Origin of the sequence: Bacillus cereus group sp. BceL291, assembly GCF_051776705.1 — a bacterium.
Taxonomy (GTDB): domain Bacteria; phylum Bacillota; class Bacilli; order Bacillales; family Bacillaceae_G; genus Bacillus_A; species Bacillus_A cereus.
The window spans coordinates 79,291-97,686 of sequence record NZ_JBPWAP010000002.1 but is presented as its reverse complement, the minus strand read 5'-3'; the positions used below and the strand labels follow the sequence as shown (position 1 = coordinate 97,686).

Genomic DNA, 18,396 nt, shown 5'->3' with positions numbered 1-18,396 from the left:
ATACATATGGAAAATGCCTTTAAGTTGCTGTATAAAACAATTGAAGAACGAAAGGAAAGCCCACTTCCTGAATCGTATACAAATTATTTATTTTCAAAAGGAGAAGATAAAATTTTAAAGAAAATTGGTGAAGAGTGTGCTGAAGTAATTATCGCATGTAAAAATAATGATAAAGAAGAAGTAGTGAAAGAAATGGTTGATGTATTTTATCACTGTTTCGTTTTATTAGCTGAAAAAAATATTACATTGGAAGATGTCATGCGAGAGGTGAAAGAACGAAATGGAAAGCTTTCGAGAGTTGGGGATAGAAGGGAAATAGATACATTATAAGGGGGAATGTATATGAAAGTAGATTATCATCTTCACTTAGAAGAAGGACCGTATTCAATAGGATGGCTTGCTAAAATAAATGAAGCGCTGGAACGTTATGAACCGCTTCAAGAAAGGCATTCTATTGATTGGCTTATGAAAACACAAGAGCGTTTGCAAAAGCGTGTGAAGGAAGGGCCATTTACAACAGAATGGATGGACCTCTATTTAGAAGAAGCTGTGCGAAAAGGTATAACAGAAGTTGGGATTGTTGATCATTTATATCGTTTTCATGAAGCGAAAGGATATTATGAAAAATATGTAGATATTAGTGATTCTAAGCTCGGTCGTATACAGAAGGAATGGTTAGATCAAGTAAGGGTAGTTTCACTGTATGATTTTACAAAGGTCATTGAAGAGGCGAAAGAACGATGGAGTAAAAGAGGTGTCACACTTAAACTTGGAATTGAAGCGGATTATTTTATTGGTTGTGAAGGAGAGTTAAAAGAATTATTAGCGCTAGGAGACTTTGATTATATAATTGGTTCCGTTCATTTTCTAAATGGCTGGGGATTTGATAATCCAGATACGAAAGAATATTTTGAGAAGCATGACCTACGCGCATTATATGATATGTTTTTTAAAACAGTTGAGAGTGCGATTCGTACCGAGTTATTTGATATTATCGCTCATCTTGATAATATAAAGGTATTTAATTATCGATTGGATGAGAATGAACAGCTTTCTTATTATGAGGAAATTGCCTGTGCGTTAGTAGAAACGAATACGGCAACAGAAATAAATGCAGGATTATACTATCGTTATCCTGTTCGTGAAATGTGCCCAAGTCCACTATATTTACAAGTATTAGCTAAGTATGGTGTTCCAATTACGATTTCTTCGGATGCCCATTATCCAAATGATTTAGGGAATTATGTACAAGAAAATGTACAAACATTACTAGCTCACGGTGTTACTCAGGTTGCAACATTTACGAAGCGAGCAAGAGTAATGAGGTCGCTTGAAGAAGAAGTAACAAATTCAAAATGAAACGCAATTTTTTGATGAAAACCGTCCTTTTTGTTCAAAATAAGAAAGAATGAAAAGGAGGGTAAGAAATGGCGAAACAACAAAATAAACAAAATGTACAAGGTGCACAGCAACAAGCTTATACTTCTGAAACGAATGCTGAATCTCAATCGGTTATTGAGGAGCAAATTAGCGATACGGTTGCAGAAGGAACGATTGATGTGAAGCTTGGAAAAGAATCGCAGGAAAAATCGTAAGAAAAGGGGAGAGTTGCATCTCCTCTTTTTTCATGGAAAAGTGTCGATTTTTAAAACTATAATCAAATTCCTTGGTTTTTATATGTGGATTTCTTACAATGAAATATAAGAGATATCTTATTTTCTATAGAAGAGGTGTTAGTAGTGGCAAAAATATTAGTAGCGGGAAAAATTCCGGAAATTGGATTAGAACTATTAAAAGATCATGATGTAGAAATGTACGATAAAGAGGAGTTAATTTCTATAGATGAATTAACAGAGCGTGTAAAAGATAAAGATGCATTGTTAAGTTTACTTTCGACAAAGGTGCCAAAAGAAGTTATTGATGCAGCGCCTCATTTAAAGATTGTTGCAAACTATGGTGCTGGTTACGACAATATTGATTACACGTATGCGGGCGAAAAAGGAATTGCAGTTACGAATACACCGAAAGTATCAACGGAAGCGACTGCAGAATTAACATTTGCACTTCTTTTAGCAGCGGCGCGTAGAATTCCTGAAGGGGATACGTTATGTCGTACGACTGGATTTAACGGATGGGCACCGTTATTTTTCTTAGGACGAGAAGTTCATGGTAAGACAATCGGAATTATAGGTCTTGGAGAAATCGGGAAGGCTGTTGCAAAACGTGCGAAAGCATTTGGAATGGATGTTTTATATACAGGGCCAAATCGTAAGCTTGAAGCTGAAAGTGAGCTGGGGGCAACGTATGTGATGTTGGAAGAATTATTACAAACAGCAGACTTTATTACAATTAACTGTGCTTATAATCCAAAATTACATCATATGATTGATGAAGAGCAGTTTAAAATGATGAAGAAAACAGCGTATATTGTAAATGCTTCACGTGGACCAATTATGAATGAAGCAGCACTTGCTCATGCATTAAAAACGAATGAAATTGAAGGAGCAGCTCTTGACGTGTTTGAATTTGAACCGAAAATTACAGAAGAGCTAAAAGAATTAAAGAATGTAGTACTTGCTCCACACGTAGGGAATGCAACATTTGAAACTCGTGATGCGATGGCTGAAATGGCTGTCAGAAATATTTTAGCTGTATTAAACGGCGAAGAGCCAGTAACACCTGTAAATCAAAAGGTATTAGTTACAAAATAAAAAGAAACCTTCCGGACTCGGAAGGTTTTCTTATTTTTCTTTATTCGCTTTTTTAGACGGTCTTTGTCTAATGAATTGAGATAACATGTACAAAATATATAGTGGAATGGCAATGAATAAGAAAACAGAAAAATTTCCAAATCCTGTTTGATACATTGTAATAATGATTCCAACTAAAAATAGTGTAATAATGATGCTATATCGTGGAATTGGTACATCTTTTAAACTTGGGATACGAATGCGGCTCACCATTAAAAATGCGAACGTTACAAATACGGTAATAAGAACGATTTTTGGAATGGTATGTGAAAATAATGTTAAGAAAGCAACAAGCCCTCCCGCTGCTGTAATCGGTACTCCAGTGAAATATTTCATTGAAGTAGAAGATGGTGTTACATTAAATCGTGCTAAACGATATGCTCCGAAAAGAGGGAATAATCCCGCTATGTATAATCCGATGATTCCGTAGTTTGAGAAAGATGTGTAATACATTAAAACAGCTGGTGCTGCACCAAATGTTACGACATCTGCAAGCGAGTCGAGCTCTTTTCCCATTTGTGAATCAACACGTAATAAACGAGCAACACGACCATCAAGACTATCTAACATCATCCCGATAAGTACTAAAATAGCAGCTGATTTATAATATCCTAAAGATGCATAGCCGATTGATAAAAATCCGCTATATAAATTTCCGAGCGTAAATAAGTTTGGAATAGCTGCTCTATACAAAATCTGATCCCTTGCTTTCTGTAATAAATTCTTAATTAGTGTATGAAAGTTTACTTATTTTATCATACCATAAATTTATTCCTCATACGAAAGAAATTACCAATTTGTGAAAGAGTTCATAGAAGGATGGTTTGAAAATTAAGTGAAAATAAAAAGAGGAAGCAACTTGTATAAAGTTGCTTCCTTTACTATTCAAATTTCGTTGTCATCGTTCCAGTTTTATATCGATTATTAGGATCGAAGCGTAATAAATCTCCATAAATTAATTTATCGGAGAGTTTTAATTCTGTTTTTGCTTTTTCAATATACGGCTGACATAGCGTCATGTCAGCTTCTTCACCCGTACTTCTTTTGTAGCACATATTTTTTGTATAAACATACTCTTCAGAAACAAAGCTACCATCACGCATTACCATAAGCGGGTCTTTCTCTTTAATAAATAAGTCAGTTCCAAATTCAACGGATTTATTTGTTTTAATACCAAGTAAATGAAGGAGCGTTGGCTTAATATCAATTTGACCGGATACTTTAGAAACAACTTTTCCTTCTTGGCCAGGCACATGAATAATAAGAGGGACTCGTTGTAATTGCATAGAATCGAATGGTGTAATAGTATCTTTTCCTAGGAACTGTGCCATAGCTGCGTTATGGTTTTCGGAAATACCGTAATGATCACCATAGATGACAATAACGGAATTATCATACAATCCTTCTTCTTTTAATTGTTTAATAAATAATTTAAGAGCTTCATCTGTGTAACGAACAGTTGGGAAGTAGCGGTTTACAACACCACTTTCCGAGTTGAATTCATCAACATATTGATCTTCCGGATTTAGAAGAAATGGAAAATGATTTGTTAATGTAATAAATTTTGTATAGAACGGTTGCGGTAAAGATTTTAACTTTGGAATAGATTGTTCAAAGAACTCTTTATCTTTTAATCCCCAACCGACAGACATTTGCTCCGTTCCTGCGTAATCATTTAAATTAAAGTAACGATCATATCCAAGCGCAGGATACATTACATCCCGATTCCAAAACGTTTTATCATTTGAATGGAAGACGGCAGAAGAATATCCGTATTTCTTTAATTGTTCTGGTGTCGCTGTGTATTCATTTGTTGCATGAGTAAAGAATACAGAACCACGATCTAGCGGATAAAGTGAGTTTTCAACGATAAATTCAGCATCAGAAGTTTTACCTTGTCCAGTTTGATGATAGAAGTTATCGAAATAGAAACTATCCTTAATAAATTCATTTAAAAATGGTGTAATTTCTTTTCCATTTATTTTTTTATTAATAACAAAGCTTTGTGTAGATTCCATTGAAATTAAAATTACATTTTTACCTTTTGCAGCTCCAAATAAGTTTTTATCAACTTGTTTGTCTTTTGAGTCTGTATAGTTTTTAATTTCAGAAAACCCATCCCCACTTGCAAATACACGCTCAGCTGAGGACTTGGATTGAAGCGTAATATCAAATAGATGATATGTGTATAAACCTAAATTCTTCACGACAGTTTGACGGTCAAATGAGCGTGAGAACATTTGTGGTTTATAAATAACTGATACAACAATTTGTAGTGCTAATAAAGCTGTTACACCGCTAAAGAAAGTTCGCTTCTCTGAGCGGGAAAGTGGTGTTTTGTCGCCAAATGATGGGAATTTACGCGAAATAAACATTAAAATAATTGCATCTGCAAATAAAAGTAATGTTTTGTACGTAAAGAGTTCTTTTATACTTGTCCCTAAATCAGCCATATTGTTTGTTTGGAATAAAACTGGGAAAGTAACGAAATCGTTATAGAACCCATAAAACATTGCGTTTCCAAATAAAATAAATGACAGTATAAAACTGATTCCAATTATAATTCGGTTTCGGTGCTTAGATGCAAGTAAAGCTAAGCCGAAAAATAAAAGTAACGCAGCTAGTGGATTGATAAAAAGCATGAATTCTTCAAAGAAATTATCAATTTTAATATCAAATGCTAGCTTGTACACAATATATGTTTTAATCCATAGTAAAACGACTGCAACGAGTGCAAATCGCAGTTTTGGAAACAGATGTTGTAGCATAATATACTCCTCTCCTAAAAAGCATGACAGTTCTTGAGAGTCAGTTTGCTAAACGACTCATTTTATATATACGAACAGTCCTTTGTTATTATGATTATTATACTATGAGTATCATTATACGAAAATAAAAGAAGGTTGTGGGCTTTTTTATAATAATCGAGTAGAAAAAGAGTGGTGGGAGACAATAAAACAGAATTTCTATGTATGATAATTATCGTACGCAGAAAGAATCGCGTGATAATACGGAGGTTATAATGCGAAAATTATTATATTTTATAGCATGCAGTAGTGTTATACTTTTCACTTCACCGAGTGTGTCGGTAGCCCAATATGATGCACCTCTTATGGAAGATGCACTTTATTCTGTTTTATTTCCAAAAATAAATAAAGCAATTGAAAAACAATATGGAAGTTTGAAACCTTATCAATGTCCTAAAATTATTAGTTTAAAAAAAGTGTATAGCGGTACATATTTATTTCAAGCAAGTATTGAAGTGACAAAGTATGAACGTGTTGCTGGGAAAATTGCTCCACCATTTGAGAAGGTAACGATTACATTTAATAACGAAGAAGGCGAATGGGAAGTAACAAAGGTATTAGTAAAGCGCTTACCAGACGATACGAAATTAAACTGCAAAAAAACAATATAAAAAATTGTTTGACAAATAAAATGGTCCTTTGGTATTGTTAATAGCAACAATTAGATGTTTGAAAATTAAATAGACTTACCTCATCTACTCTCAAAGGTAGAGGCCGCGATAGGAAAGAGTAAGCTATGGGAGATTTAATGGAATCTGTGATCATAGGTTGAAAGGGACTATTGCCGAAATATAAGAATAACCATCTTATTCATATATTGGGACTGCATTGAATAAATGTAGTACTGTCATAAGATTTATTTTATGGAGAGCTATTTGGAGATGTTGATGCGGTTTCTTATTTTGAGGAGATAACAACTCGTTTATTTTTTCAATATATATTTTTCCTAATAAGAAACGCGTGTGAACATTGTTCCGCGCGTTTTTTGTCTATCTAAAAGCGTGCTGCAATGAATAGAAGATTGGGGTTATGAGTTTTAGAGGAAATAAGGGAGGAATTTAAATGTATTTACACGGCACAAGCCGAATTAATGGGCAAGGACACTTAGAAATTGGAGGGTGCGATACGACGCAGCTAGCAAAGCAATACGGAACACCACTTTATGTATACGATGAAGAGTCTATTCGAGGAAAATGCCGAGCATTTCATCGTGCTTTTAAAGAAAGTGGTTTCTCTTATCAAGTAGCATATGCAAGCAAGGCGTTCTTGTGCATGGAGATGTGCCGAGTAGCTCGTGAAGAGAATATGTCATTAGACGTTGTCTCTGGGGGAGAATTATATACTGCGCTCCAAGCAGGATTTCCGGCATCACGTATTCATTTTCATGGAAATAATAAAACAGAAGAAGAAATAGTGATGGCTCTTCAGGCGAATATCGGTTGTTTTGTCGTAGATAATTTCTTTGAATTAGAAGTTTTACACGATTTAGCGATGCAACATGGAAAGTTTGTGAACATATTAATTCGTGTAACGCCTGGAGTAGAGGCGCACACACATGAATATATTACGACAGGCCAAGATGATTCGAAATTTGGATTTGGCGTTTCAAACGGTCAAGCGATGCAGGCAATTAGATTTGCTTTACAAAAATCCAATTATAATGTGCTAGGGATCCATTCACATATTGGATCGCAAATATTTGAAACAGCTGGTTTTGTTCGAGCGATTGAAGTTCTTCGCCAATTTTTAGTAGAAGTGAGAGAGCAAACAAACTATGTAGTAAAAGTGTTAAATGTAGGCGGGGGATTTGGAATACGCTACACAGAGTCAGATACACCATTAACTCTTGAGACATATGTGCGAGCTGTAACAAGTGCAGTGAGAGAACAATTTACTGTATGTGAATATCCATTGCCAGAAATATGGATTGAACCAGGACGTAGCATTGTAGGTGATGCTGGGACAACAATTTATACAGTTGGATCTGTGAAAGATATTCCTGGTATTCGGAAATATGTATCAGTCGATGGTGGAATGACAGATAATTTAAGACCTGCTTTATATAGCGCGCGTTATGAAGCGATGTTAGCGAATCGAGGGAATGATGAGAATGAGGAACTCGTTTCGATTGCCGGGAAATGCTGTGAGAGTGGAGACATGTTGATTTGGGATATTCATTTACCGAAAGTCGTTGCTTCTGATTTACTAGCAGTTTCCTGTACAGGAGCATACGGGTACTCGATGGCGAATAATTACAATCGGATTCGAAGACCAGCCGTTGTCTTTGCAAAAGGCGGAACATCGCAAGTAGTTGTGGAACGCGAAACATATGAAAATATTATTGGGAACGATCGCATACGTATTAAAGAACTTGTCTAAATAGGAAAAGGAGTTGTTCGTATGGGCAATTCCTTTTTTATAAAATAAAATAATTAAAATATATCGGAAAACTAGGATTGAAAAAAATCAGAATTGTGATAAAATACAAATACAAAGCTTATCAAGAGAAGCGGAGGGAACTGGCCCGAAGAAGCTCGGCAACCTGCTTATAGAAAGCAAGGTGCTAAATCCAGCAAAATGGGATCCATTTTGAAAGATAAGGTAAAATATATTACCGAACAGTCTTTTCGAAATGGGAAAGATTTTTTTTATGAATAAAAAGGGGGGGCTGTTCGCGTGAGTGTACGGGAACATTTTGATGAAGTATCCGAGAAGATTGAAGCGATGCTTGCTGATATGAAATATGGTTCAATTACAATTGTTGTGCAAGATGGAAAAGTAATTCAGTTAGAGAAAAGTGAAAAAGTACGTTTAAAGTGAAAAGCGCTGACTAGAAAAACTAGAGGCGGTTTTAACCTATTTTCATTAGGTTAAAACCGTCTTTTTGCCTTTACAGGGGGAAAAAACATGTTGACGTATGAAACGTGGGAAGAAAATGTTGTTTCGTTTTCGGAAGAAGATGAAACAAAAGGCGCGCTATCAGTATTAAAGTGGGCTTATAAAGAATATAAAGATGAAATCGTCTACGCATGTAGCTTTGGGGTGGAAGGTATGGTATTGCTGCACCTTATAAACCAAGTAAATCCATCTGCTAAAGTTGTATTTTTGGATACAAATGTTCATTTTCAAGAAACATATGAATTAATTCAAAAAGTGCGGAGGCGATTTCCTTCATTAAATATTATAGAAAAACAACCGGAACTTACGCTTGATGAACAAGAGAAGTTGCATGGTGAGAAATTATGGGAAAGTAATCCGAATCTTTGTTGTAAGATTAGAAAAATTTTACCGTTAGAAAAATCATTAGCAGCGGAAAAAGCGTGGATATCGGGCTTAAGAAGGGAACAATCAGAAACACGTAAGCATACAAAGTTTATAAATCAAGATCATCGTTTTCAATCTATTAAAGTTTGTCCACTCATTCATTGGACGTGGAAAGAAGTTTGGCGATATGTATACAAACATAGCTTGCCGTATAACCCGTTGCATGATGTTGGCTATCCAAGTATTGGGTGTGAGAAATGTACGTTACCTGTAGGGGATGGTGGCGATTCAAGAGATGGTAGATGGGCTGGGAAAGTGAAAACCGAATGTGGTCTTCATTACCAATAAGATGAATCTTGAAATAAAGCTAAGAGAGGATATAGAAAAATGAGCATAGTAAACGAATTAGTAAACCGTATAGATGAGACATATGACGTATCACAAATTGAAAAAGAAATTAAATTAGACAATATTGCGTTAAGTGATTTAGAACTATTGGCGACAGGTGGATATAGCCCCCTTACTGGTTTTTTAGGGAAGGAAGATTATGATTCAGTTGTAGAAACGCTTCGTTTAGCAAATGGTAGTGTGTGGAGTATACCGATTACATTACCAGTAACAGAAAAAGTCGCAGAAAGCCTGAAGGTTGGAGAGGAAGTAAAGCTTGTCAACAATGGAAATATATACGGTGTCATTCAAATAGAAGATATTTTTGTACCAGATAAAGAAAAAGAAGCGTTACTTGTATATAAAACAACGGATGAGGCTCATCCAGGAGTGAAAAAATTATATGAACGACCAAACGTTTACGTTGGAGGAACTATTATTCTAACAAAACGCTTTGAAAATAATCAATTTCCTTCTTATCATTTAGACCCAATTGAAACGAGGGAAGCATTTAAAAAACGTGGGTGGAAAACAGTGGTCGGATTTCAAACGAGAAACCCGGTACATCGTGCCCATGAGTATATTCAAAAATCTGCTCTTGAAATTGTAGATGGTCTCTTTTTAAATCCGCTCGTCGGAGAAACGAAATCGGATGATATTCCTGCTGATGTAAGAATGGAAAGCTATGAAGTACTTCTTCAAAAATATTATCCGAAAAATCGTGTCTTTTTAAGTGTATTTCCTGCTGCCATGCGTTACGCAGGACCAAGGGAAGCGATATTTCATGCGTTAGTAAGAAAGAATTTTGGATGTACCCACTTTATAGTAGGGCGTGATCATGCTGGAGTAGGAGATTATTACGGAACGTATGAAGCGCAAGAAATCTTCACAAATTTTACGATAGAAGAGTTAGGAATTACACCACTATTCTTTGAACATAGTTTTTACTGCACGAAATGTGAAGCGATGGCTTCAACGAAAACATGTCCGCACGGAAAAGAAGATCATGTTATTTTATCGGGTACAAAAGTAAGAGAATTATTAAGAAACGGTGAGATTCCGCCAAGTACATTTAGTCGTAAAGAAGTAGTGGAAGTGCTAATTAAAGGATTGAAAAAAGAAGTAGTAACAGAATAGGGAGAGAACGAGATGGATACGAATATTACTTGGCATACAGCTTCGGTTTCAAAAGATGAGAGAAGAGCGAAGAATGGACATCATAGTTTTGTAATTTGGTTTACTGGTTTATCAGCTTCGGGTAAATCTACAGTAGCGAATGCGGTCGCTCGTAAACTGTTTGAAAGGAATATTGGAAATTATGTGCTGGATGGGGATAACATTCGTCACGGTTTAAATAAAGACTTAGGATTTTCTGAAAGTGATCGCATGGAAAATATAAGACGTATTGGCGAAGTGGCAAAGTTATTTGTAGATCAAGGAACAGTTGTCCTTACAGCATTTATTTCACCATTTCGAGTGGACCGTAAACAAGTAAGAGATTTATTAGCGGCAGATGAATTTATTGAAATTTTTGTGAAGTGTCCGATTGAAGAGTGTGAGAAACGTGATCCGAAAGGACTTTATAAAAAGGCAAGAAAAGGTGACATTAAGGATTTCACAGGTATTGATTCGCCTTATGAAGAGCCAGCACAAGCGGAATTAATTGTAGAAACGCACAAATATTCTATTGAAGAATGTGCGGAACAAATCGTGAAGTATTTACAAGAGCGTAGTTTTATATAGGGGGATAAACAATGAGTTATGAAAAAGTATGGGCTAACAATGAAAAATTAAATCAGACGGAGAAAAATAAATTAGAAAAAGATGGCTTAGAAATTTTTAATGATATTCCTTACTATGCGGAAAATGGATTCGAATCTATTCCAAAAGAAGAGTGGGATGCCTTTAAATGGGCAGGATTGTATTTACAACGTCCAAAAGAAGCTGGTTATTTTATGATGCGGGTAAATATTCCGTCAGGGATTATTACAAATGCACAGGCAGAAGTGCTTGCTTCTATCGCTGAAGATTATGGACGTGATGTAATAGATATTACGACGAGACAAGCGATTCAGTTTCACTGGTTGGAAATTCAGCAAATTCCAGATATTTTTAATAGATTAGCGAGAGTTGGATTGTCTTCAGCTGGAGCGTGTGGTGATATAACGCGTAATATTACAGGTAATCCGCTTGCTGGCATTGATGCAAATGAATTATTTGATACAACGCATATTGTAAAAGAAGTATACGATTACTTCCAGCATAATGAAGAGTTTTCTAATTTACCACGTAAATTTAAAATGTCTATTAGTTCTAATATTTATAACTCAGCAAACGCAGAGATTAACTGTGTTGCATTTACACCTGCTACGAAAGAAATAGATGGTGAGAAAAAAGTTGGTTTTCATATAAAAGTAGGTGGAGGATTATCAGCCCGTCCGTATTTAGCTGAGGAATTAGATGTATTCGTTTTACCAGAAGAAGTGAAGGCGGTGGCGATTGCAATTGCTACTATATTCCGTGATTTTGGATATCGTGAGAAACGTCATTTAGCGCGTTTGAAATTTCTTGTTGCGGACTGGGGAGCAGAGAAATTTAAAGAGAAACTAATAGAGTATACAGGGCCTTTACAAAGTAAAGGGGAAAGTGCACTCAAAGGATGGAATGCAGGCTATTTTTATGGTGTTCAAGACCAAAAACAAGAGGGATTAAAATATGTAGGTTTTAATGTACCGGTAGGTCGTTTACATGCAGAAGAAATGTTTGAGGTTGCAAGAATCGCAAAGCAATATGGAAATGGACAAATTCGTACATGTAATTCACAAAATTTCATTATTTCGAACGTTCCTCCGGAAAATGTAAAAGGATTACTTAGTGAACCGCTGTTTGAAGCGATATCTGCAAGCCCGAAATCATTTATTGGTCATGCGGTTTCATGTACCGGTATTGAATATTGTAATCTTGCACTAGTAGAAACGAAAGAAAGATTACGTCAAATTGCAGAATACTTAGATACACAAATTGTACTCGATGTTCCAGTTCGAATTCATATGGTAGGCTGCCCGAATTCATGTGGTCAACGTCAAATTGCTGACATTGGGTTACAAGGGGTGAAAATGAAAACGAAGGAAAAAGGCATTGTTGAAGCGTTTGAAATATACGTAGGTGGAACATTGTTAGATGGCGGTGCCTACAATCAAAAGTTAAAAGGAAAAATAGATGGCGAGGATTTACCTGATGTACTTGCATCATTTATAAGTTATTTCAAAGAGAATAAATTACCAGCCGAGACATTTTATGATTTTGTAGGTCGTGTTGGTGTAGATACATTACAAATAGCGTTAAATAACGTGTTAGAAGAAGTCATAGCGTCTTAGGAGGGACGATATGGATTTATATCGATTTGAAGCTGTATTAGTGAGTGATATTGTTCCGATAGTTGTTGTTGCTCAAGGTGAAGAACAGGCATTTAAGCTTGCGGAGATTGAGCTTGAAAAGCATTTTTTACCGTTGCCAGAGGTAAAAGAGATTTCTTTGTTTGAAAAAAAGAAGATTCGAAAAGGTGCGGCATTTGTTATTCATGAGTAGAGATCAGTAATACGAAAAAATAAAAACTTCCATTCTTATATACGAATGGAAGTTTCATTTTAATAGAAGAAATGAGGAGAGATGATGGGAAAGGTTTATATTGTTGGAGCGGGTCCTGGCGATCCAGATTTAATTACTGTTAAAGGGTTGAAATGTATTGAGAAGGCAGATGTTATTTTATACGACCGACTTGTGAATAAAGAGCTGCTTTCACACGCAAAGCCTGACGCGGATTTAATTTATTGCGGAAAACTCCCGAATTATCACACGATGAAGCAAGAGACAATTAACACGTTTCTTATTAAGTATGCGAAAAAAGGAAAAGTTGTAACGAGGCTTAAGGGCGGCGATCCATTTGTGTTTGGTAGAGGGGGAGAAGAAGCTGAAGCATTAGCAAAGCAAGGTGTACCATTTGAAATCATTCCTGGTATTTCAGCTGGAATAGCTGCTCCTGCTTATGCGGGCATTCCAGTGACGCACCGTGATGCAAGTGCAAGTTTTGCTATTGTGACTGGGCATAGGAAAGAAGGTGCTGAAGAAGAAGTGAAATGGGAGAGTTTAGCGAAAGGTGTAGAGACTTTAGCGGTATATATGGGGGTTAGTAATTTGCCCTACATATGTGAGCAACTTATGAAGCATGGAAAAGATAAAAGTACGCCAGCTGCTATTATTGAGCAGGGGACGACGTCTATGCAACGCACAGTTGTTGGAACGTTAGGGACAATTGTAGATGTTGCGAAAAAAGAGCAAATTCAAAATCCGAGTATGATTGTAATTGGAGAGGTTGTCCGTTTTAGAGAAAAAATTCATTGGTTTGAGAAGCAGACAGAAAATGCTTATCAAGTAAGTGGAGTGTTGTAAAATGAAAGCCGTCTTATATATATGTCATGGAAGTCGTTTGAAGACAGCGAAAGAAGAGGCGATTCAATTTATTACATCGTGTATGAGCCGTATAGAAGCGACTATTCAAGAAGTTTGTTTTTTAGAGTTAGCGAATCCTTCTATTGAAGATGGTTTTCGTACATGTGTGAAGCGTGGGGCCACTGAGATTATTGCTATCCCTGTTTTTTTATTAGCGGCAGGGCATGTAAAAAAAGATATCCCTTTTGAATTGGAAAAGTTAACTAATCAATTTTCGGATGTTAAAGTGACCTATGGTAATCCGTTTGGTGTATCAAAAACACTTGTTAAATCGGTGTATAGCGGAAGTGGCATCGAACAGGAAGATAAAAATGAAGTGACGTTACTTCTTGTTGCAAGAGGGAGCAGTGATCCTGAAGTATTAAGAGATATAAACTGGATTGCTTCTTTATTTCAAACAAAAGAGAAGGTTAAAAAAGTAGAAGTTTGTTATTTAGCGGCTGCAGAGCCAAAATTTGAGGAGAAGTTAAAGGAAGTTGTAGAACAAAAAGAAAAGAACATCGTTGTACTGCCTTACTTGTTATTTACAGGTTTACTTATGAAACATATTGAGAAAGAAGTGCGCCAATATGAATTGGGAGAGATAAAAATCAGTCCATATTTAGGGAAGAATGAAGCGTTTCAAGATATGTTAATTCAGAAAACGACGGAGTTATTGAAAGGAGATCAGTATGTATCCACTTACAGTGCGAGTTAATGAGAAACGCGTTGTTGTTATTGGTGGGGGAAAAGTTGCAGGATTTAAAATTATTCCTTTACTCAAACAGGGTGCGGATATAGTTGTGATAAGTCCAGAATTAGATGCGAATTTAGTAAAACTTGTGGAAGAAAAGAAAATTCGTTGGTATCAAAGAGAATATGAGAAAAGTGATATTAAAAGTGCTTTTTTAGTTGTTGCAGCGAGTAGTGATTCAATATTAAATGAACAAGTTGCTGAAGATGCCGCCGAGAATCAATTAGTAAATGTTATTACAAATCCGGAAAGTGGTAATGTTCATTTTCCGGCAGCAATTCATCGTGGTTTACTTAATATAGCAGTTTCTACTGGGGGAGCGAGCCCTAAGCTCGCAAAAAAAATTCGAGATGAGATTGCAAATAAATATGATGAGACATATGAATCGTATTTAGATTTTTTATATGAAGTAAGGGTGAAGTTAAAAGATTTACAGTTAGAAAAGAGAGAGCGAAATATATTGCTCCAAGAAGTGTTGAAATCAGTATATGTGCAAAACGAGGGGAAAAGAGAAAGTTTTTTACGAGAATTAGAGGAAAAGGTTTTAAAATAATAAAAGATAAAGTGAGCTTTACAAATATAAAAATATAATTTATAATCACAAGTAACTTCAATAGATAAAATCGATGAGCAAGAAGAGTACGTATATTTGATGCGTTCAGAGAGCTGGGGTTAGGTGGGAGCCCGGTACGATAAAATATACAGAATGGGCTTGCGAGAGGTATGTTGAACATTGTAGTAGGCAACCCGGGTTCCGCCGTTAAAAGGATAGAGTATCGGAATTATTCCTGTACTTGAACAAGTGGGATTTATCAATCCAATTGAGGTGGTACCACGGTATTTATATTACATATATCGTCCTCTACATGCATATTTGCGTGTAGGGGACTTTTTTATTTTCTAAAGGAGGTGTGCGAGTATGAAATGAAAGTGTATAATTAACAAAAGTTTAAATATTCAGAAAAGGAGAATTTATGATGAAAGAAACACAGCAATGGACGTCGAAAATAGGCTTTGTACTCGCAGCAGCCGGAGCCGCAGTAGGTCTTGGTGCGATATGGAAATTTCCATATGTTGCAGGTAATGGCGGGGGAGGCGCATTCTTCCTTGTATTTTTACTATTAACTTTATTTATAGGTATGCCTCTTTTAATAGCGGAGTTTGTTATTGGACGTAGCACGCAAAAAGAGGCCGTTACAGCTTATAAAGTACTAGTGCCAAATAGCAAAGTATATCCTTGGATTGGTCGTATGGGAGTTGTTACTTGTTTTAGTGTACTATCTTTTTATAGTGTTGTAGGTGGATGGATTTTACTTTATTTATATTATAGTGTGACAGGAAGTTTCTGGAATGGAGCAGCTGATTATGGACAATTGTTCGGTGAAACGATTTCAAATCCGTTAAGTGCGATTGGAGCACAATTTATCTTTATGCTTTGTACAATTTTTGTCGTAAGTAAAGGTGTAGAGAAAGGTATAGAAAAGGCAAGTAAGTACATGATGCCGCTATTATTTATTTTATTTATTGCGATTATTGTTCGTGCGTTAACACTCGATGGTGCTTTTGCTGGAGTAGAGTTCTTCTTAAAGCCAGATTTTTCAAAGCTTACAGCAGATACGATTTTATACGCGATGGGACAATCTTTCTTCTCACTAACAGTAGGTGCCTCAGTAATGGTCACGTATAGTTCGTATTTAAAGAAAGAGGAACATTTAGCGAAATCAGCAACATCTATTGTAAGTTTAACTGTTTTTGTTACAGTACTTGCAGGATTAGCAATTTTCCCAGCGATTTTCGCATTAGGAGTAAAACCAACTGAAGGACCAGGATTACTGTTTATCGTCCTTCCAGCAGTATTTGCAAAAATACCATTTGGTCAATTTTTCTTTATTATGTTTTTAATTTTATTCTTCTTTGCGACTTTAACATCAGCAATTTCAATGCTTGAAATTGTAGTAGCATCTGTTGCGAAAGGTAATGAGAAGAAGCGTCCGTCAGCATCATTATTAATCGGTATTCTTATTTTTGCAGTCGGTATTCCATCAGCTTTATCATTTGGGATTATGAGTGACGTGAAAATATTCGGGAAAACATTCTTTGATTTAGTTGACTTTTCGGTAAGTAACGTATTGCTGCCGTTAGGAGTACTAGCTATTTCATTATTTGTACCAAATAAAATGAGTAAAGAGTTATTGATGAAAGAATTAGAAGTGACGGAAACGAAGGGGAAAACGTTATTTAACATTTGGTTCTTCTTACTTCGTTATGTTATTCCGGTAACTGTAATAATTGTATTTTTAAATGCGATAGGTGTATTTAAAATGTTTGCATAAAAAAAGGCGGGGATCTCCCGTCTTTTTTTATGTGGATGTTGATGAGTGTAATAAACGATTATATGCTTTATAGGCTGTAGTGACTGCAAGGAATGAACCGATTAAAAATAATACTGAGCCGCCAAATGTAAATATCCGGCCAATATACGTCTCTCTAGCTTCTTCTATTTTTTGTTGTAATTGCGTATTCATATTGATCACCCCGTAAACTATAGGCATTTAGTTATAGTCTATGTAGAATGCCTATATTGTGTGAAGTGTAAATAAAAAACCTCGGTAGGTACCGAGGTTTTTTATAATCCGATATAAGGAGATGGGTCAACTGCGTTTGTCTTGCCGACATTCCATTCTCCAAGATGAAGTTCAAAGTGTAAATGTTGTCCGTATGATTGGCCCGTATTCCCCATAAATCCAAGCTGATCGCCTTGTTTTACAGTTTGTCCATTCGATACAGAACGGCTATTCATATGAGCATATACTGTCGTATATGTTTTTCCGTTTATACGGTGAGATAAATACACTACGTTTCCGTAACTAGATGATAATTCTGAGCGAATAACAACGCCATCTGCAGCAGCGATAATTGGAACCGTTCCCGAAGCGGCGATGTCAATTCCTTTATGATTATCTAAAGAACGTACACCAAATCCGGAAGTTTTTGATCCAGCTGCTGGTTTGATAAAGCCACCGATATTTGTATCATGTGGTGTTGGGGCCGCTTGAGTTGCTTGAGCAGATTTAGTAGCTTGTTGTTTGCGAGCCTCTTCTGCCTGGCGAGCTTCTTCCGCTTTACGAGCTTCTTCGGCACGTTTTTCTTCTTCAATTGCTTTTTGAACAGCTTGACGTTGATTTTCTAAAATGCCTTTGGATTCTTCTAATCCTTCAATCTCTGAATCTACTTTTGCTACTTTCGTATGTAGATCGTTAATAAGAGTTTGCTGCTGCTGTTGGTTATTTTGTAATTCTTGCTGTTTTTGTTCTAGTTTTTGTTCAGATTCTTTCAGTTGTTGTTCTTTTTTCTCAACAGCCTCTTTTTCTGACGTTACAGCATTTTGATCAGATGTTTGTTTTTTTACAATATCTGTATCGTTGTTTAATATTAAACTTACGGAGTACATATTATCAACAAGATCAGCAATGTTTGTAGAGTTTGTTAATACTTCTGTAATGATATTGGTACGCGGTTTTTCTTGCATAGATTGTAACCGTTGTTTAATAACTTCCTGACGTGTATCTATGTTTGTTTGTAATTGTTCTATATGTTTCTTTTTGTCAGTAATTACTTGTTGTGTTTTGCTAATTTCTTTTTTTGTATCATTTAATTCAGTCTCGTTTTTATTAATAGAAGTAGTTAATTCATCAATTTTCTTCTGTAATTCTTGAATTTCTTTTTCTATTTGTTCTTTCTCGACTGATTTATTTTGTAAGTCACTTTGTTTGCCTTCTAATTCAGATTGAATGTTAGATAATTTATCTTGATTCGTTTCAGCGTATGCAGGTGAAAGTAACGGGGAAGCAAAAATCGTTCCTGCTGCTAAAACACTAAACGCTGCAAATTTCTTTTTCATTGTTGTCTGACTCCTTTCCCTATGAATGTTATATATCATAAGAAG

General features: G+C 35.8%; 20 protein-coding genes, 2 riboswitches and 1 other annotated feature. Of the genes, 16 read left to right on the top strand and 4 right to left on the bottom strand.

Annotated features, from left to right (window positions below; translation table 11 throughout):
• The first annotated feature begins 6 nt into the window (after positions 1 to 6).
• The 4 genes from hisE (at position 7) to ACS2CR_RS02330 (ending at position 2,711) form a co-directional block, all read left to right on the top strand.
• Positions 7 to 330, top strand: coding sequence for a phosphoribosyl-ATP diphosphatase (gene hisE / locus ACS2CR_RS02345; protein WP_000426357.1), 324 nt, complete (start codon positions 7 to 9; stop codon positions 328 to 330).
• A 12-nt stretch (positions 331 to 342) separates the two neighbouring features.
• Positions 343 to 1,359 carry a histidinol phosphate phosphatase domain-containing protein gene (locus tag ACS2CR_RS02340; RefSeq protein ID WP_000861846.1) on the top strand — a complete coding sequence of 339 codons (1,017 nt, stop codon included), beginning with the start codon at positions 343 to 345 and terminating at the stop codon, positions 1,357 to 1,359.
• 68 nt (positions 1,360 to 1,427) lie between these two features.
• Positions 1,428 to 1,595, top strand: coding sequence for a YozQ family protein (locus ACS2CR_RS02335; protein ID WP_153602474.1), 168 nt, complete (start codon positions 1,428 to 1,430; stop codon positions 1,593 to 1,595).
• 144 nt (positions 1,596 to 1,739) lie between these two features.
• Positions 1,740 to 2,711, top strand: coding sequence for an NAD(P)-dependent oxidoreductase (locus ACS2CR_RS02330; protein ID WP_001062835.1), 972 nt, complete (start codon positions 1,740 to 1,742; stop codon positions 2,709 to 2,711).
• 30 nt (positions 2,712 to 2,741) lie between these two features.
• Here the strand turns inward: ACS2CR_RS02330 and pssA are convergent, their stop codons facing one another.
• Together pssA and ACS2CR_RS02320 are read right to left on the bottom strand one after the other, a co-directional pair.
• On the bottom strand, positions 2,742 to 3,443 hold the full coding sequence (gene pssA / locus ACS2CR_RS02325) for a CDP-diacylglycerol--serine O-phosphatidyltransferase (RefSeq protein WP_000285417.1): 702 nt from the start codon (positions 3,441 to 3,443) through the stop codon (positions 2,742 to 2,744).
• A 188-nt stretch (positions 3,444 to 3,631) separates the two neighbouring features.
• On the bottom strand, positions 3,632 to 5,518 hold the full coding sequence (locus ACS2CR_RS02320) for an LTA synthase family protein (protein ID WP_000939082.1): 1,887 nt from the start codon (positions 5,516 to 5,518) through the stop codon (positions 3,632 to 3,634).
• 254 nt (positions 5,519 to 5,772) lie between these two features.
• On the opposite strand from ACS2CR_RS02320, the gene ACS2CR_RS02315 reads away from it, so the two are divergent.
• The 12 genes from ACS2CR_RS02315 (at position 5,773) to ACS2CR_RS02260 (ending at position 16,783) form a co-directional block, all read left to right on the top strand.
• Entirely contained in the window at positions 5,773 to 6,168 is a 396-nt protein-coding gene (locus ACS2CR_RS02315) for a DUF3888 domain-containing protein (RefSeq protein WP_001228824.1), read from the top strand.
• A gap of 89 nt (positions 6,169 to 6,257) precedes the next feature.
• Positions 6,258 to 6,439: riboswitch (Lysine riboswitch) on the top strand.
• Positions 6,440 to 6,619: 180 nt separating this feature from the next.
• Positions 6,620 to 7,936, top strand: coding sequence for a diaminopimelate decarboxylase (gene lysA / locus ACS2CR_RS02310; protein WP_053512839.1), 1,317 nt, complete (start codon positions 6,620 to 6,622; stop codon positions 7,934 to 7,936).
• A 115-nt stretch (positions 7,937 to 8,051) separates the two neighbouring features.
• Positions 8,052 to 8,160: riboswitch (SAM riboswitch) on the top strand.
• 73 nt (positions 8,161 to 8,233) lie between these two features.
• Entirely contained in the window at positions 8,234 to 8,377 is a 144-nt protein-coding gene (locus tag ACS2CR_RS02305) for a YezD family protein (protein ID WP_000116158.1), read from the top strand.
• An 87-nt stretch (positions 8,378 to 8,464) separates the two neighbouring features.
• Positions 8,465 to 9,169: a phosphoadenylyl-sulfate reductase gene (locus ACS2CR_RS02300; RefSeq protein WP_000959013.1), complete on the top strand. Its 705-nt coding sequence runs from the start codon at positions 8,465 to 8,467 to the stop codon at positions 9,167 to 9,169.
• Between the two features lie 39 nt (positions 9,170 to 9,208).
• Positions 9,209 to 10,345 (top strand): sulfate adenylyltransferase, encoded by a 1,137-nt coding sequence (gene sat, locus ACS2CR_RS02295; protein WP_000029494.1) that lies wholly within the window; start codon positions 9,209 to 9,211, stop codon positions 10,343 to 10,345.
• A 12-nt stretch (positions 10,346 to 10,357) separates the two neighbouring features.
• Positions 10,358 to 10,951: an adenylyl-sulfate kinase gene (cysC, locus tag ACS2CR_RS02290; RefSeq protein ID WP_016109658.1), complete on the top strand. Its 594-nt coding sequence runs from the start codon at positions 10,358 to 10,360 to the stop codon at positions 10,949 to 10,951.
• An 11-nt stretch (positions 10,952 to 10,962) separates the two neighbouring features.
• A complete protein-coding gene (locus ACS2CR_RS02285; protein ID WP_016109659.1) occupies positions 10,963 to 12,585 on the top strand; it encodes a nitrite/sulfite reductase in 1,623 nt (540 codons plus the stop codon).
• Positions 12,586 to 12,595: 10 nt separating this feature from the next.
• Positions 12,596 to 12,796 (top strand): DUF3906 family protein, encoded by a 201-nt coding sequence (locus ACS2CR_RS02280; RefSeq protein ID WP_053512840.1) that lies wholly within the window; start codon positions 12,596 to 12,598, stop codon positions 12,794 to 12,796.
• 84 nt (positions 12,797 to 12,880) lie between these two features.
• Entirely contained in the window at positions 12,881 to 13,657 is a 777-nt protein-coding gene (gene cobA / locus ACS2CR_RS02275) for a uroporphyrinogen-III C-methyltransferase (protein WP_000521255.1), read from the top strand.
• A gap of 1 nt (position 13,658) precedes the next feature.
• Positions 13,659 to 14,414 (top strand): sirohydrochlorin chelatase, encoded by a 756-nt coding sequence (locus ACS2CR_RS02270; protein WP_053512841.1) that lies wholly within the window; start codon positions 13,659 to 13,661, stop codon positions 14,412 to 14,414.
• Positions 14,389 to 15,003 carry an NAD(P)-binding protein gene (locus ACS2CR_RS02265; RefSeq protein ID WP_000283363.1) on the top strand — a complete coding sequence of 205 codons (615 nt, stop codon included), beginning with the start codon at positions 14,389 to 14,391 and terminating at the stop codon, positions 15,001 to 15,003. Before ACS2CR_RS02270 ends, ACS2CR_RS02265 begins: the two co-directional genes overlap by 26 nt.
• Before the next feature lie 64 nt (positions 15,004 to 15,067).
• Positions 15,068 to 15,316: a binding site (T-box leader), on the top strand.
• 111 nt (positions 15,317 to 15,427) lie between these two features.
• Entirely contained in the window at positions 15,428 to 16,783 is a 1,356-nt protein-coding gene (locus tag ACS2CR_RS02260; protein WP_000665440.1) for a sodium-dependent transporter, read from the top strand.
• Between the two features lie 27 nt (positions 16,784 to 16,810).
• Here the strand turns inward: ACS2CR_RS02260 and ACS2CR_RS02255 are convergent, their stop codons facing one another.
• On the bottom strand, positions 16,811 to 16,975 hold the full coding sequence (locus tag ACS2CR_RS02255) for a hypothetical protein (RefSeq protein ID WP_001096002.1): 165 nt from the start codon (positions 16,973 to 16,975) through the stop codon (positions 16,811 to 16,813).
• A 101-nt stretch (positions 16,976 to 17,076) separates the two neighbouring features.
• Complete coding sequence (locus tag ACS2CR_RS02250; RefSeq protein WP_000726071.1) at positions 17,077 to 18,351, bottom strand: murein hydrolase activator EnvC family protein; 1,275 nt, start codon at positions 18,349 to 18,351, stop codon at positions 17,077 to 17,079.
• Positions 18,352 to 18,396: the final 45 nt, after the last annotated feature.

Bases quoted from the DNA above. Each gene is read 5' to 3' on its own strand.
- ACS2CR_RS02300 (WP_000959013.1), top strand. From the start codon at position 8,465: ATGTTGACGTATGAAACGTGGGAAGAAAATGTTGTTTCGTTTTCGGAA.
- ACS2CR_RS02250 (WP_000726071.1), bottom strand. From the start codon at position 18,351: ATGAAAAAGAAATTTGCAGCGTTTAGTGTTTTAGCAGCAGGAACGATT.
- sat (WP_000029494.1), top strand. From the start codon at position 9,209: ATGAGCATAGTAAACGAATTAGTAAACCGTATAGATGAGACATATGAC.
- ACS2CR_RS02270 (WP_053512841.1), top strand. From the start codon at position 13,659: ATGAAAGCCGTCTTATATATATGTCATGGAAGTCGTTTGAAGACAGCG.
- ACS2CR_RS02315 (WP_001228824.1), top strand. From the start codon at position 5,773: ATGCGAAAATTATTATATTTTATAGCATGCAGTAGTGTTATACTTTTC.
- cobA (WP_000521255.1), top strand. From the start codon at position 12,881: ATGGGAAAGGTTTATATTGTTGGAGCGGGTCCTGGCGATCCAGATTTA.
- ACS2CR_RS02335 (WP_153602474.1), top strand. From the start codon at position 1,428: ATGGCGAAACAACAAAATAAACAAAATGTACAAGGTGCACAGCAACAA.
- ACS2CR_RS02280 (WP_053512840.1), top strand. From the start codon at position 12,596: ATGGATTTATATCGATTTGAAGCTGTATTAGTGAGTGATATTGTTCCG.
- hisE (WP_000426357.1), top strand. From the start codon at position 7: ATGGAAAATGCCTTTAAGTTGCTGTATAAAACAATTGAAGAACGAAAG.
- ACS2CR_RS02285 (WP_016109659.1), top strand. From the start codon at position 10,963: ATGAGTTATGAAAAAGTATGGGCTAACAATGAAAAATTAAATCAGACG.
- lysA (WP_053512839.1), top strand. From the start codon at position 6,620: ATGTATTTACACGGCACAAGCCGAATTAATGGGCAAGGACACTTAGAA.
- ACS2CR_RS02255 (WP_001096002.1), bottom strand. From the start codon at position 16,975: ATGAATACGCAATTACAACAAAAAATAGAAGAAGCTAGAGAGACGTAT.
- ACS2CR_RS02260 (WP_000665440.1), top strand. From the start codon at position 15,428: ATGAAAGAAACACAGCAATGGACGTCGAAAATAGGCTTTGTACTCGCA.
- ACS2CR_RS02320 (WP_000939082.1), bottom strand. From the start codon at position 5,518: ATGCTACAACATCTGTTTCCAAAACTGCGATTTGCACTCGTTGCAGTC.
- ACS2CR_RS02340 (WP_000861846.1), top strand. From the start codon at position 343: ATGAAAGTAGATTATCATCTTCACTTAGAAGAAGGACCGTATTCAATA.
- ACS2CR_RS02265 (WP_000283363.1), top strand. From the start codon at position 14,389: ATGTATCCACTTACAGTGCGAGTTAATGAGAAACGCGTTGTTGTTATT.
- cysC (WP_016109658.1), top strand. From the start codon at position 10,358: ATGGATACGAATATTACTTGGCATACAGCTTCGGTTTCAAAAGATGAG.